The organism is Priestia sp. AB, assembly GCF_028369225.1.
Lineage (GTDB): Bacteria > Bacillota > Bacilli > Bacillales > Bacillaceae_H > Priestia > Priestia megaterium.
Window position 1 is genome coordinate 529640 of sequence record NZ_JAQMYN010000002.1, and the last position, 14336, is coordinate 543975.

13 protein-coding genes are annotated in these 14336 nt (G+C 37.7%); 6 read left to right on the plus strand and 7 right to left on the minus strand.

The window, feature by feature from the left end; translation table 11 throughout:
- Positions 1-31 precede the first annotated feature (31 nt).
- Positions 32-1687, minus strand: a complete 1656-nt coding sequence (locus POF52_RS08920) for an alkaline phosphatase (RefSeq protein WP_271991954.1) — start codon at positions 1685-1687, stop codon at positions 32-34.
- Positions 1688-1889: 202 nt separating this feature from the next.
- Here POF52_RS08920 and POF52_RS08925 point away from each other — a divergent pair, with 202 nt between their 5' ends.
- The 3 genes from POF52_RS08925 to POF52_RS08935 are packed head-to-tail and all read left to right on the plus strand — an operon-like array spanning position 1890 to position 5647.
- Positions 1890-3410, plus strand: coding sequence for a spore germination protein (locus tag POF52_RS08925; RefSeq protein ID WP_074894265.1), 1521 nt, complete (start codon positions 1890-1892; stop codon positions 3408-3410).
- A gap of 14 nt (positions 3411-3424) precedes the next feature.
- Positions 3425-4510 (plus strand): Ger(x)C family spore germination protein, encoded by a 1086-nt coding sequence (locus POF52_RS08930; protein ID WP_271991957.1) that lies wholly within the window; start codon positions 3425-3427, stop codon positions 4508-4510.
- A gap of 12 nt (positions 4511-4522) precedes the next feature.
- Entirely contained in the window at positions 4523-5647 is a 1125-nt protein-coding gene (locus tag POF52_RS08935) for a GerAB/ArcD/ProY family transporter (RefSeq protein ID WP_176583919.1), read from the plus strand.
- Positions 5648-5672: 25 nt separating this feature from the next.
- On the opposite strand, the gene msrA is transcribed toward POF52_RS08935, so the two are convergent.
- The 6 genes from msrA to POF52_RS08965 all read right to left on the minus strand — a co-directional run bounded on the left by msrA (position 5673) and on the right by POF52_RS08965 (position 10961).
- The gene (gene msrA, locus POF52_RS08940; protein ID WP_271991959.1) at positions 5673-6635 is read right to left on the minus strand and encodes a peptide-methionine (S)-S-oxide reductase MsrA; all 963 of its coding nucleotides are present in this window, start codon (positions 6633-6635) and stop codon (positions 5673-5675) included.
- Positions 6636-6788: 153 nt separating this feature from the next.
- Positions 6789-7217, minus strand: a complete 429-nt coding sequence (locus tag POF52_RS08945; protein WP_013082191.1) for a MarR family winged helix-turn-helix transcriptional regulator — start codon at positions 7215-7217, stop codon at positions 6789-6791.
- A gap of 202 nt (positions 7218-7419) precedes the next feature.
- Positions 7420-7920 carry a MerR family transcriptional regulator gene (locus POF52_RS08950; protein WP_271991961.1) on the minus strand — a complete coding sequence of 167 codons (501 nt, stop codon included), beginning with the start codon at positions 7918-7920 and terminating at the stop codon, positions 7420-7422.
- 137 nt (positions 7921-8057) lie between these two features.
- A complete protein-coding gene (locus POF52_RS08955) occupies positions 8058-8849 on the minus strand; it encodes a phosphotransferase family protein (protein WP_271991963.1) in 792 nt (263 codons plus the stop codon).
- A 206-nt stretch (positions 8850-9055) separates the two neighbouring features.
- On the minus strand, positions 9056-10222 hold the full coding sequence (locus POF52_RS08960; protein WP_271991965.1) for an ABC transporter permease: 1167 nt from the start codon (positions 10220-10222) through the stop codon (positions 9056-9058).
- Between the two features lies 1 nt (position 10223).
- Complete coding sequence (locus POF52_RS08965) at positions 10224-10961, minus strand: ABC transporter ATP-binding protein (protein WP_176583923.1); 738 nt, start codon at positions 10959-10961, stop codon at positions 10224-10226.
- Between the two features lie 175 nt (positions 10962-11136).
- On the opposite strand from POF52_RS08965, the gene POF52_RS08970 reads away from it, so the two are divergent.
- The 3 genes from POF52_RS08970 (at position 11137) to POF52_RS08980 (ending at position 14324) form a co-directional block, all read left to right on the plus strand.
- Positions 11137-11835: a LytR/AlgR family response regulator transcription factor gene (locus POF52_RS08970; protein ID WP_016763353.1), complete on the plus strand. Its 699-nt coding sequence runs from the start codon at positions 11137-11139 to the stop codon at positions 11833-11835.
- A 17-nt stretch (positions 11836-11852) separates the two neighbouring features.
- Positions 11853-12803, plus strand: coding sequence for a sensor histidine kinase (locus tag POF52_RS08975; RefSeq protein WP_271991969.1), 951 nt, complete (start codon positions 11853-11855; stop codon positions 12801-12803).
- A gap of 219 nt (positions 12804-13022) precedes the next feature.
- On the plus strand, positions 13023-14324 hold the full coding sequence (locus POF52_RS08980) for an NCS2 family permease (RefSeq protein ID WP_013055916.1): 1302 nt from the start codon (positions 13023-13025) through the stop codon (positions 14322-14324).
- Positions 14325-14336 lie beyond the last annotated feature (12 nt).

Here is a 14336-nt window from a genome sequence, read left to right on the forward strand (position 1 = left end):
GTTATAACCCGGCCTGTTTTGCATTCATTTGTTATTTTTCATTTTTCACAATTTGCTGTGCTTGTTTTGATACAAAGAAGCGATTCTTTTTATCCTGTACCACTACGCTGTCCATTTGAATTTCTCTTCCATTTACAATAGCAATATTTTTATTTACTGGAAAACGCACCGTTCGCTTATTGTTTGTAACAACTAGCACAGGGTTGTTTTTGTCTTTTGAGTCAACCGCTACCTTTGAGCCTTTAAAAGCTTTATTTGCTTCAATAAATAATTCATTTGTTAACTGGTTTAAGTTAATATTCATTGATTTAGCCATATGTTTGGCAATATCCGTATTATCAAAGTGCCCCGTTGGTCGATTTACGCCGTATGAATACAGAAATACATCCTCACCCGTATGACCGCCCGTTGTGAATCCAAGGTTTGCTCGGTTGGCTAATAACTTCGATAGTGCAGCACTGATTTCTTTTTTATCTCTTGCTTTAGTCAGCTGCGCTTTTTCCTCTGAAGTTAGATTTGATAAACCATACAGAGCAGCTACTTCTTCTTTATTTGATAAATCTTCTTTTAATTTAGACGTAGCACCTTCTAACGTCATTTTTGCTTTTTTTAATGGATCAATATAAGCAGAAACAGGTGTGGTATCGTATCCTTTTGTTGTATTTGCATTACCGATTGATAGACCGCTGTTTCCGTGATCGGCAATCGCAATAACCATCGTATTTCCATCTTTTTTAGCGAATTCTACTGCTTTTCCCACTGCCTCATCAAACGCTAGTACATCGCTAATCATTCCTATTGGATCATTCGCATGAGCTGCCCAATCCGTTTTGCTTCCTTCAACAAATAAGAAAAAACCGCCTTTATCTTTGGATAGTGTTGTTATTGCTTTATTTGTCATCTCGGACAACTTTGGCTGTTCTGCTTTTGTCTGCGGTCGGTCCATATCATACGCTAAGTCTCGGTCGGCGAAGCTCCCCCAGATTTTTTTGGCGCGTGACTGCTCTAATTCCTTTTTATTTTCTACAAAGTCATATCCTCTTTTATTCAATACATTGACTAAGTTTTCACTATCTTTCCGGCTTTTTTCTTCTTTTCCCGGAAGAAGAGATTGCTTACCTCCTCCAAGCACTACATCAATGTTTTGATACACTTGCTGCTCCGCTAGCGTTTGAAAATCATCACGGCTGTAGTTGTGGGCTGAAAAGCCAGCTGGTGTGGCATGCTGGATTTCAGAAGTAGCCACAATTCCCGTCGCACGCCCTGAAAGCTTTGCTCCTTCTAGAACGTTTGCTACGGGACGAAATTGATCTTCTTTTGCTACGGCTTTAACCCCAGGCGTGTTCACTACCGAAGGCAGCACACCTACATAACCTGAATTTGATTTATTTCCTGTCGCTAAAGCAGTAGCTGCCGGAGCGGAATCTGTAATAGCAGATTCTGCCGAATACGCCCGTACTCCCCCGGCCATCAGCTGATCCATATGTAACGGTTTTCCCTTGTACCATCTTGCAAGTGTAGTAGCATTTGAACTCGTCCCGTCCATTACCATCATAATGACATTTTGAGGTTTCTTAGCTGACTTGTGCTCCACTTTTGCTTCCGTTTGAATAAGTGAGTTTCCTACACCAAACGAGGCCAATGCTACGGCTCCTGCCAGTGTAATACCTGCTAATTTTTTTTTCATATAAATGTACCCGCTCCTTTATTTCATTATCTTCGACATGTCTAAAGTTACCATTCAAACGTAAATCCACTGTTTACCCACTGTAAAAGAGTGTAAAGTTTGTCTTTATATTCTTCCTTTCTTCTTGAGAAAAAATAGTCGAATAAAAAGGAAGTACATGAACAAACTACCAGTAATAGAAAGTCAAGTGAGGGGCACGGTTATGTTTAAACATTTATTTAAAAAAAAGAATGCAGACGATCAGCCCAAAAAATCATTGGATGAACTGATTAAACAGTTTAAGAAATCAAGTGACTTTATGACATTAGCCATTGGCTCACAGCATCGAAAATACATCATTACTTATTTTAAGCAGCTCGTAAACATGCAAAGCGTTGAAGATAAAATACTCGAGCCCTTTCAAAAACTAGACTTCACGTTAAGCAGCGTGCAAGAAGTCGAAAACGTTCTGCCAATCGAAGATATTTCCGTTACAAAAGATACAAAAGAGATTTTAGAAAAGATGCTGCGCGGCTACGTAATGTTTCAATTACATAAAGACGATAAGCTAGTAGCGCTTATTAAAGTTCAAAGCTTTGATACAGGTTTTCGAAAAGAAAATGAAACGGAAAATGAGTTCAGCGTTGTTGGTCCTAAAATTGGTTTTGTAGAGGATTTAGATGTCAATCTCTATTTAATGAGAAAAACGGTCATTTCCGAAAATCTTATTTTTAAAGAACTTACCGTAGGAAACAAATCAAAAACAAGGGTGGTTCTTGTTTACTTAGAAGGCGTAACGAACCCTCAGCACGTAGAGACTATGACGCAGCGCCTTGAAGATATAGATTTCGACGTCATTTTTGATAGTACAATGCTTGATCAATTAATTTCCGATAATTCTTCTACGGCGTTTCCGCTTTTTTTAACAACAGAGCGGATTGACCGAGTCTTGTTTAGTCTGTTAAACGGGCAAGCTGCCTTCTTTTCAAGCGGTTCACCATACGCAGTTACGGGGCCGTCAACGCTGCTTGACTTCTTTATTTCACCTGAAGACTACTATCTGCCGTGGGTTCTAGGATCTTTTTTCCGAGTTATTCGTATTTTAGGCGTCTTTTTCTCTATTTTCGCTACACCTCTTTATGTAGCCATTGTTACGTATCATTATGAGATGCTTCCAAAAGATCTGCTCGGGCCTATTATTTTTTCAAGGACAAACGTTCCTTTTCCACCGGTCATCGAAGTACTTTTTTTAGAAATAACCATTGAACTGCTTCGAGAGGCCGGAGCCAGACTTCCAACAAAAGTAGGTCAAACACTGGGAATCGTAGGCGGGATTGTTATTGGGCAAGCAACAGTCGAAGCTGCATTAACAAGCAATATTTTACTTATTATTGTTTCACTGACAGCTTTAGCTTCTTTTACAACGCCTATTTTTAAAATGTCTAACACCATCCGGTTATTACGTTTTCCGTTTATTTTGTTTGCTACTGCGTTTGGCTTAGTCGGCATCACGTTTGGTTTTTGTTTCTTGCTGGTTCACCTGCTTCGTTTAAAATCTTTGGGCATGCCTTATCTTGTTCCGCTTTTTCCGTTTCGTCCAACAGAGTATAGGGATACCTTTCTGCGATTGCCCTATAGTCATACAGCAAAGCGTCCAAGCTACTTGCGTCCTTTAGAACGCTTTCGCTATAACCCTAATAAAGCGAATAAGACTAAACGAAAAAGTAATTTAGATAATGAGTAAAGCGGGGAAACGTCATGAAGAGAATACTTATTTTATGCACTTGTCTTACTTTCTTAACGAGCTGTGCAGACCGTGAAACAATTGACGAAATTCAAGTAGTTAACTCCATAGGATATGATTATATTCCTCAAAGCAATAAAGTCAGAGGAACCATTTTATACCCTATCTATAAGTACGGGCCAACGGAAGAACCTAGTATTATTGCGGCTACTGCTAATTCATCCTTTGATATTCCGCTTCGTTTAAACAATAAATCATCTCTTCCAGTTGCTTTTGGGCAGCTACGGAGCATCGTCATGGGAAAAGAATTTGCAACACATGGCGTGGATGAATTAGTAAACACAATTGCTAGAAATCCAGACCTTGGACGTAATATTAAATTAAGCATTGCAGATGGCAACGCACATGAACTATTAAGCTCTGTTACAAAAAAGAAAATTAAGGACTATCAGTTTATTTCTAATTTAATCGAACAAAATATCCGCACAGAAAATTTGCCTAACACCAATTTACAAATTTTTTTATTCAGTTTTTTTAGCGACGACCGCGACCCCTATCTTCCTGTTTTAACGCAGCAAAAAGATGCCATTAAATTAAAGGGACTGGCTCTTTTCAAAAAACAAAAAGTCGTTACAACCATCGGAATGAAAGAAACGTTTTTATTTAAACTGCTAACAAGCGGAACAAAGCACGGCCGCTACTCAGTAAAAATTAAGGAGAGTGACCGTAAAGGCGAAATTATACTGCAAAACTTGCGCACCAAAACAAAGTATGAAATTAAAGGAAATCATCAAAATCCAAGCATCGTTGCGCACTTAACTGTTGATGGCCTTGTAAAAGAATTTCCCGGATGGATAGATTTAACAGACCCGGCTAATATTAAAATGGTAGAAAAAACGCTTCAAAAAGATATTGAAAAAGACGGGGATGCCTTTATTAAGAAGCTTCAGCGTCACAAAATCGACCCTATTTGTTTTACCGATTATGTTCGAAGTAAAACGCGAGGGTTTAACAGTGAAAAATTCAAAGCCCAATATCCGGATATGAATATTAAAGTAAAAGCTCGCGTTCACCTTATTCAAACCGGCATTAGCAACTAGGAGGAAGAAAAGATGCACAATACAATCAAAGAAGAAAATCAAGTTTCCCCTTCTTTTCTTTTTTTCTTAGTCCATTCTACTCAGATTGGCGTTGGAATACTAGGATTTCAGCGTTATATTATTAAAGGTGCTGGATATGAAGCGTGGATATCTATCTTCCTTGCTGCGATCAGCGTCTGTATTTTATTAGCGATGATTTTTAATATCTTAACCCGCGAAAACAGCGATATTATTGATATTCACCGGTTATATTTTGGAAAATACCTTGGAGGAGCCTTAACTCTTGCGGCATCGGCTTATTATTTTATTTTTGCGTTAACCATTTACCGGACGTACGTAGAAATTTTACAAATATGGATGTTTCCACAGCTGGAAACATGGGTTGTATCACTTGTTTACTTGCCCATTATTTACTATACAGTTTCCGGTGGGTTTCGTGTGATTACTGGAATTGCTTTTTTTGGGATTGTGCTTCCCTTGCCGCTCGTATTTGCATTGATTTACCCATTAAAATATGGGCACCTTAATAATTTATTTCCTTTATTTGACCACACGATATGGGAATTTTTAATTTCAACTAAAATGATGACTTTTGAGAATTTAGGATTTGAATCCGTGCTTTTTTTCTATCCTTTTATAAAAAACGGCGCTACTAGTCAAAAGTGGGGGCAACTTGGCGTTTTGTTCAGCACTTTTTTATATTTGTGCACAGCATTAGTGTCATTTGCTTACTTTAGTCAGGGACAGTTAACTCATACCATTTGGCCAACTTTAACGATGGCCAAAATTATTGAAATCCCATTTTTACAGCGTTTTGAATATATTTTAATTTCTCTGTGGCTTTTAGTTGTTTTACCTACTATTGCTGTCAGCGTATGGTGTACAATTCGTGGATTTAGTAAAACATTTAATAAGCCGCCTACGATTTTTCTTATATTAGTTCTTATTGCCCTTCTTGGTTTCTCTATTTTCTTTGATGATCGGGAAACCATCGATCAGCTTAATACACGATTATCCATGACCGGCTTTTACTTTATTTACGGCTACATTCCTTTCCTTTTTCTCTATAGCCTCATTCGAGCCAAAATAAAACAAAAGAAAGCACAAAAAGAAGAGCGTGAGCCAACTTTAAGTTGAATCACGCTCTTTTTCTCATATTATTTTATTTGTTAAATAAAACAGTATATTCCCCGTATCCTTCTTTTTCTAAATCTTCTTTCGGAACAAAGCGAAGAGCTGCTGAGTTGATGCAGTAACGCAAGCCGCCTGCATCTTGCGGACCATCGTCAAATAAATGACCTAAATGAGAGTTAGCCGTCTTGCTTCGTACTTCTGTACGAACCATATTATGACTAACGTCCATGTTTTCTTTTACTTCATCTTTATTAATGGCTTTTGTGAAAGACGGCCATCCGCATCCGGCATCATATTTATCAGTTGAACTAAACAACGGCTCTCCTGATACGATATCTACATAAATACCATCTTCTGTATGATCCCAAAATTCATTGCGAAACGGAGGTTCCGTTGCGTCATTTTGAGTAACTTCATACTGAATAGGCGTTAATGTCGTTTTCAGCTGCTCGTCGCGTCCAAAGTCTCTCCAGTTTTCTTTAATAAAACGATCACGTCCAGACCCGCGTCGATACATAGCATAGCGGAATTTATTTTTCTTATAGTAACCTTGATGGTATTCTTCCGCTTCATAAAACGGTTTTGCCGGTAGAATTTGTGTAGCAATCGGCTCAGAAAAACGACCGCTTGCTTCTAATTGCTGCTTCGATTCTTCAGCTAGTGCCTTTTGGTGTTCATTGTGATAAAAAATAGCTGTTCGATATGAATCGCCTCGATCCGCAAATTGTCCGCCTGCATCCGTTGGATCAATTTGAGGCCAGTATAGTTCTAAAAGCTTTTCATATGGAAAAACCTCTGAATCAAATGTAATTTGGACCGCTTCATAGTGGCCCGTTGTTTCTGAGCATACTTCTTTGTACGTCGGGTTCTCTTTGTGACCGCCTGTATAGCCAGATACAACTTTTATAATGCCTGGCTGTTCATCAAAGGGCTTCACCATACACCAAAAACAGCCGCCGGCAAAAGTTGCTACTTCATATTGTTCTGTCAAAAAGATGACCTCCTTCATGTGTTCTTTCTATTATTATACGCTGATTTTATGTTCTCACCAACTAACTTGCCTTTCATACTCTTTGCGTTTTAAGACAAAAAAATAATCAGTGAAAGCCATGTTCGCTGATTATTCTTCCGCATTTAAAGCGCTTTATTTTTGATCGCCTTTAATTTTGTGAAACAGTTTATTCACCGTTTCAATTTCTTTATCTGTAAAGTGCTCAAAACGCTCAAGGAAATAGGCTCGTTTCTTCTCTTGAATAGCATTAAAAATATCCTGTCCTTCCTTGGTCAGTTCGATATCAATAATACGCCGATCGTTTTCAGACCGTTTGCGTGCAATGTAGCCTTTTGATAAAAGCAAGTCGGTTACCGCCGTAATGTGGCTTGCTGAAACCTGAAGATACTTTGATAAATCAGTTGATCGCTGCCTGCCGGAATCAACCAGCATACGAAGCACCATAAATTCATTTGTTGATAGCTCTGAATTGTATACTTCATTAATTTCTTGGCGAAGCTGTCTGAACACAAAGCGAAACAGCGTCTCCATTTCTTGAACGAGCTCTTCTCTTTTTTTCACTTGTCACTCTCCTTAACGCTATCGCCTGATAACGAATATGTATTTACGAAAGTATTTCACTTTCTTAACTTAATTAGTTTTATCAAATTACTAAGCGTTTCGTCAACTATTATTGAGATTTTTTTCCACAATTCTGTACAAATTGATGTATTTTTCATAAAATTCCATAAAAAAAGCGATTTACCGTTATGGTAAATCGCTGCTAATAGCTAAAAATACCGGTTAAAAAGCTTCTCCATCTCGGAACAGGCTTTTTACCTTTTAAGCTGTCTTCACTTTTTAACTGACTTTCAAGTTCCACTACTCGATTTTCTAATTTCGTAATAACTTTATTTAATCGATCGATTTCTGAACGATGCTCTAAAATTTGAAAAGTCACTACTTCTCCCGCTTTTTCTTCTGTACGCTTTTCATTTTCAATTAGCCTTAAAAAAAGCTGATCAAGCTGCTTTTGCATGTCTTGTACACGTTCATCAGATATAACGACTTCCTCTTTTTCCACTACTTTTTCTACCACTTTGACGACGGCTTGACGATTGCGGTTTTTTTGAAAGTTTCTAAGTGCTTCAACATTTTCTTCTGTAAACTCACAGTGTCCCGATTCATTTCTCTCTAGCTCGATATCCGCCATTTTGACCCACTTTAATACCGTACTTGGATGTATTCCTAGCGCTTTTGCCACATCTACCGTTTTCATCGTCATGTTCCATCCCCCCATTTTTTTCATTTACTAGCCATTTCGAGAGAAATTTTTAAATCCCTTCATACGTGACAAAACTAGTATGAATTCGTCAAAGAAAGTGGACGTTCAACAAATGAAGAAAATGATGTCATTATTGCTTAGAAAAACTCGTACAATCCTTCTGCAAAATAACAAAATTCGTGCTGTGAAATCCCCTTGCCGTATCCCTTAAAAAAACACGCGCGCTCTTTACCTGTAAAAATTCCGTCTTCAAAGCGAACAGCAAGGGCCATATCATAACGAGCGTCTCCCCAAGTTCCTCCGCTCCAGTCAATAACAGCTGTTATCCGACCGTCGTGCACAAGTACATTATCAATCGTGTAGTCTCCGTGAATAAACACCTCTTGTTTGCATATCATGTTTTGCTTCTGCAGTTGTTTTAGCAGCTGTTGACTTCCGTCTACCTTATAGTGGATTAAATTGTACTCTGCCTCTTGCAGCATTCGGTGGATCCACAGCTGCTTACTCACTAATTGTTCTGGACACTTCGCATCGTGAATGCGAGCAAGAAGACGCCCCATTTCGTAGACAATGTGCTCGCGCTTTTCTTCATTATCTTCTTTCTCTAAATACTCTCTTACAGTTTTTCCTTCAAAAAATTCTAGCAGCAGCCAGCTCTCTTCTGCTGTTTGGACGAATTTGTAAACGATCGGACTTCGACATTCTGCCAGTGCTTGTATATTCTTTAATACATAATATTCCTTATATAACCATTTTCTGTACTTTTCCCCTTTTGTCCGCTTTAAAACATACCTTCCTTTAGCGGTATGAAGGATACCAACATCCGACGTACATCCCTGCTTTGGAAACGTCACTTTTTCGATTTGTTTCACATACTTTTTTATAGAGTCAGGAATTTCTTCTACTATAATAGGATGCAACTGTCTCACTCTCCTTTCTTCCTACATTCTCTTTTAATTGCTCTTTCCCTACACAAAAAGTTGAGACATAACGAAATCAATTGAATCTAGAGATAAACAACTACACACACGATAATCATAACAATGAAAAAATCCGAACGAGTTGGATTCTTTATCAAGAACCTCGACTTATCGTTCGGATCTTCCTTCAACTAACATACTTTTGTCCCAACCTCCTACCCTTTACCAAGCACCCAGCGGCTTTTTGTAAACATCGTATAACCAATCGTAAATAAAACAACTGTACAAACCGACAAGCTTCCTATTGTATAGGCAAGGCTCTGCATTTCATAGACACCGTAGAGAAGCTGTTTCATAAGTGCAAATACGTTATAAATAGGAATTAAGAATCCGCTTGGCTGCAGTTCGTGTACGGATTTTCCCATCAGTAAAAAGTATGGAAGTATCGCTACCATCATAATCTGGGATGTGTAGCTTTGCGCTTCTTTAACCGAACTTGCTAAAAGGCTAAGAATACATAATACCATAGCTCCTAGAAGCGCTAGTAAAGTAAGACTAACTAAAAATGAGAAAATAAAGGTTGTAAAATGCCCCTTAAGCTGCAGTGCATTATTTAATACCTTTGTTAAATAACGTACAGACAAAACAAAGGCCAATGTCGACAAAAGGCCGCTTATGATACCGAATGTAGAGATAGTCAGCCATTTCCCAACCAATAATTGAGTTCTTTTGACAGGAGACATCAATAAAGCTTCCATCGTCTTTCGTTCTTTTTCACCGGCAAAGATATCATTTGCAGAAGGAAGAATACCACCTAAAACGCCCATAATGATAATCATTGGGGCAAACATCGCAATCATAGTTAAAGAGCCGTCATCTTCCTTAGACACTCCTTTTTCAACCACATTAAACGGAGCAATCGTTTGACTATTGACATTTAATTGATCTAAGCGTTCGGTAACTATAGCTTCTCGATGTTTATTTAATATATTTTGTATATAATCCGCCGTAGCGCCTGAGTTCATACTGGATGAATCAATATAAACAGTAACTTCTGGCGATTTCATGTTACGCATTTCTGAAGAAAAATTACCTGGTATCTTTAACGCCGCTAACGCTTTCCCTTGTTCTACAGCGCTGAGTGGATTTTTACTTTCAATTACTTTAATGTTGTCATCGTTTTTTAACCAATCGATCACACTGGCATCAGAATTCTTTGTAACAGCTACAGACATAGAATCTATTTGATCACTAGCCATCATTTTGTCGGCAAAAAAGATAATCCCTACATTTAATAAAATAGGAATCAACACGCTAAAGATAATCGTCTTTCGATCTCGCAAACAATCAATTAACTCTTTTTTATAAATATGCCAAATCATATTAAGCCCCCCTCACGATACGCGACATAAAGATATAGTTTAAATCTGTGCTTTCCTCTTCTTTATAAAGCTGTTCATTTGTTCCTTGATAAATCATTTTTCCTTTATGAATCATGATGATAGACTGACACAGCATCTCCACTTCTTCCATAATGTGACTGGAAAAAACAATCGTTTTTCCTTCTCTTTGCAGACTTTTAATAAGCTCACGAAACATGTTTGCTGATGTAATGTCTAACCCTGTAGTCGGCTCATCAAATAGGATAACGTCCGGGTTATGAAGAATAGTGCGTGCAATGGCTACTTTTTGACGCATTCCTTTTGAAAAGCCTTCGACGCGGCGATCCAAGTAGTCTTTCATTCCAAAACGTTTGGCCAGTTCCTCAATCCTTATCTTTGTTTCATGTCTGCTCATTCCATAAAACTTAGCAAAATAAGCTAAGTTTTCACGCGCAGTCAAACGGTCGTATAAACCTGTTTCACCGCCAAAAAGGACGCCGATTTTTTGCTTTATTTTATCAGGCTGTTTATGAATGTTTATTCCGTGAATGAACATATTACCTTCCGATGGTTCAAGTACAGTCGACAGCATACGTAAAAGAGTTGTTTTCCCCGCTCCATTTTCACCTAATAGTCCTACAATTTCTCCTTGTGCGATGGTTACATGAATATCTTGAACAGCTGCAATTGTTTGCTTTTTCTCTTTAAAATATTTCGTCACACCTTTGATTTCAATCATATCTGCTCTCCCCTTTTACTGTGATTGAATCTATCTTAGCTTATTTTTCATACAGCATCTTCCATCTTGTCATAAAGAGGGTTTTTTATGTCGCGAAACGTCCTTTCTATCTTGTAAATCATGGTAAAATAGTGTGGTAATATCCAATAGAATGAAACAAAGAGGGTTTTTATTTATGAAAGTAGGATTAGTGGATGATCATTCATATGATTTAGAAAAATTGAGGATTTCTTTAGAAAGAGAAGATGATATAGACATACTTTTTTCGACTAGCAGCGCGGAGGAAGCTTATAACGAAATTAAAAAAAATGAAATTGATTTATTAATTACAGATATTGAAATGCCAAAGCTATCAGGTTATGAGCTTGCAGACTTTATCAATGCTTACGCACTTGATATTCAAGTCATCTTTGTCACTGGGCACAGCGGCTTTGCCGTTCATGCATTTGAACTCAACGTTTTAGACTACATTATGAAGCCTTATTCTAAAGAGCGTCTGTTAAAAGGCATTCAGCGTTTTCATCAAAAAAAACAATCAACTGACACAAGAGATAAGCTTATTTTAAAACAAAAAACCGAAATGCAAGTGCTGAACAAACAAGATATTATATTTGCAGAACGAACAGGTCGCTCTACCACAATCATAACGACAAATGGAGAATTTAGTACCTATCAATCATTAAACGAAATTGAAAAAGAATTAACAGCGAGTCATTTTCTAAGGTCTCATCGAGCTTTTATTATCAACATTTCCTATATTCAAAATTTCTCCCTGTATACTAAGCACTCCTACTCAGTGATGTTTCAAAGCACCGAAAAAACAGCTTTAATCACCAAAACAAATTTAGACATCTTGCAAAAAGAATACTTTTAAAGGAGGGACTATCTAAAATGAAACTATTTTACACACTAGTTTTACTAACTGTTTTCGTGCTCCTCTTTTTTAAAGACCTGCCTGTTAGTTTACATCTCCTACTTAGTTCTTTTATAATTGGTTCATTTTTTATATGGAGAAAGAAATATCAAACGGTTCCTTCACTAACTATAAAAAAAGCAATCGTACTGACGTCTTTTTTCCTGCTTTTATTTAGCCTATCTTCACCTTTTAGCATTGCCCTAACCGTTATCGCAATGATTGGTTGCATGACCGACATGTTTTCCTCTTATCAACAATACATATTCGTAACCAAACGGGAAAGCAGTGCTTCACGTGAAATTCAAAAAAACAATGAGCTTTTTCAAGCGTTAAGGGCTGAAAGACATGATTTTATTAAACATGTCAGTGCCGTATCCTATCTTCTAGAAACAAATCAAAGACAGCAGGCACAAGAGTATATTCAAGATTACGTTGAAGCTTTGAATGATACCCATTCATATATTCAAGGTGAACATTCGCACGTTGCTTCTGTTGTACATCAAAGCAAGAATCAAGCACATACGTGGGGAATACATATGAATGTTCAATTAAATTCACCGTTATCACAGCTGCCTTTAAAGCACCTTGACCAAATGAATCTCACCATGAATTTACTACATAATGCTTTAGAAGCCGCTCATTCTTCTGAGAAAAAAGAGATAACCGTTTCGAGTATGATCCGAAGTGGCATTTACATTTTAGAAGTCAGCAATTCTACTGCTCCTTTATCACGAGAGCGTCAAGATCACTTGTTTACTTCTTTTCATGTTACAGAAAAGAAAGAACGCCACGAAGGCCTTGGCACGTGGATCATTTCTGAACTTGTTTCCAACTACCACGGACGCTTGGAATATACGTATAACGATTTAACTCTTTCCATTAAAATAAAATTTCCAATAGTCGTTTCCTCAAAACAAGCAACATAGCCGCTATAGCCCAAGCGGCTTTTTTTCGTATGAGCCTCTTCTATACGCACACACTATAAAAAGCACCGAAAAAAAGAAATATTTCACACTTGTTTTAGCTCTTTTATCGTCACTTTTTTAGTTTTTGATTTTTTATATGCAAATCTATTGCATTTCAAGTAAAAAACGAATATTATATATCATGTTGCTTTTAATGTTCGTTATTTTTGGAGGTTACTTATGTTTAAGTTAAAAGAATATAATACGGATGCTAAAACGGAGATTTTAGCTGGTATTACAACGTTTTTAACCATGATTTATATCGTCATTGTGAACCCAGTTATTTTGTCCAGCGCCGGCGTTCCTTTTGATCAAGTATTTACAGCTACTATTATTTCAGCAGTCGTAGCTACGCTATGGATGGCTCTTGCAGCTAACTACCCAATCGCTATTGCTCCCGGTATGGGAATGAATGCATACTTTGCTGCTTTAGTTGTTGGTTCAAATGGAAGTATCGACTATGCTACTGCTTTTTCAGCTGTATTCGTAGCGGGCATTATCTTTATCATCCTATCGTTAACATCGTTTCGTGAAAAATTAATTGAAGCTATTCCAAACAATTTAAAGCACGCGATTAGTGCTGGTATCGGTTTATTTATTGCTTTTATCGGGCTTCGTTCAGCCGGTATTATTGTTGCAAATAAGTCAAATTTAATTGGACTTGGTGATTTGCAGTCTGAAAAAGTAGTTTTAACACTGATTGGACTTGCGATTACAATCATTTTATATACGCTAAATGTAAACGGCGCTTTATTCTTCGGTATGATTATTACGGGGTTAATTGCTTTCTTTAGAGGACAGCTTTCATTTGATAAAGGTTTGTTTGCTTCTCCTCACCTTCCAGACGGCTTAATGATTTCAAATCCTTTTGCCGCTTTTGGAGATGTTATTCATCATGATCTGTACACAGTTGTTTTTTCTTTCTTACTTGTTACAATTTTTGATACAACAGGTACAATGGTAGGAGTAGCTCAACAGGCCGGTCTTATGAAAGGTAATAAGATGCCTCGCGTACGTCAAGCATTGCTTGCTGACTCATTTGGTACAACGATTGGAGCTTTATTTGGTACAAGCCCAACAACGGCTTACGTTGAATCTTCATCTGGTGTAGCAGCAGGCGGACGTACAGGTCTAACGGGTGTGACGGTAGCCATTTTATTTATTGTTGCAGCGTTCTTTAGTCCGGTTGTAAGCTCGGTTTCTGGCGTAGCAGCTATTACTTCACCTGCATTAATTATTGTCGGAAGCTTGATGATGGGCGCTGTAGCTAAAATTAATTGGAATGACTTTGATGAAGCGTTCCCTGCCTTTTTAGTTGTTCTAGCGATGCCCCTTACATCAAGTATTGCAACAGGAATTGCGCTTGGCTTCATTTCTTATCCGTTAATGAAGCTGGTAAAAGGAAAAGGCAAACAAGTCCATCCGCTTGTGTATGTCTTTGCTGTTTTATTCCTCTATCAGCTCATCTTTTTACCGCATTAAAAAAGCTTGGAG

Coding starts and splice junctions, on each gene's coding strand:
- POF52_RS08925 (WP_074894265.1), top strand. CDS start 1,890: ATGTTTAAACATTTATTTAAAAAAAAGAATGCAGACGATCAGCCCAAA.
- POF52_RS08935 (WP_176583919.1), top strand. CDS start 4,523: ATGCACAATACAATCAAAGAAGAAAATCAAGTTTCCCCTTCTTTTCTT.
- POF52_RS08930 (WP_271991957.1), top strand. CDS start 3,425: ATGAAGAGAATACTTATTTTATGCACTTGTCTTACTTTCTTAACGAGC.
- POF52_RS08920 (WP_271991954.1), bottom strand. CDS start 1,687: ATGAAAAAAAAATTAGCAGGTATTACACTGGCAGGAGCCGTAGCATTG.
- POF52_RS08975 (WP_271991969.1), top strand. CDS start 11,853: ATGAAACTATTTTACACACTAGTTTTACTAACTGTTTTCGTGCTCCTC.
- POF52_RS08965 (WP_176583923.1), bottom strand. CDS start 10,961: ATGATTGAAATCAAAGGTGTGACGAAATATTTTAAAGAGAAAAAGCAA.
- POF52_RS08970 (WP_016763353.1), top strand. CDS start 11,137: ATGAAAGTAGGATTAGTGGATGATCATTCATATGATTTAGAAAAATTG.
- POF52_RS08950 (WP_271991961.1), bottom strand. CDS start 7,920: ATGACGATGAAAACGGTAGATGTGGCAAAAGCGCTAGGAATACATCCA.
- POF52_RS08980 (WP_013055916.1), top strand. CDS start 13,023: ATGTTTAAGTTAAAAGAATATAATACGGATGCTAAAACGGAGATTTTA.
- POF52_RS08960 (WP_271991965.1), bottom strand. CDS start 10,222: ATGATTTGGCATATTTATAAAAAAGAGTTAATTGATTGTTTGCGAGAT.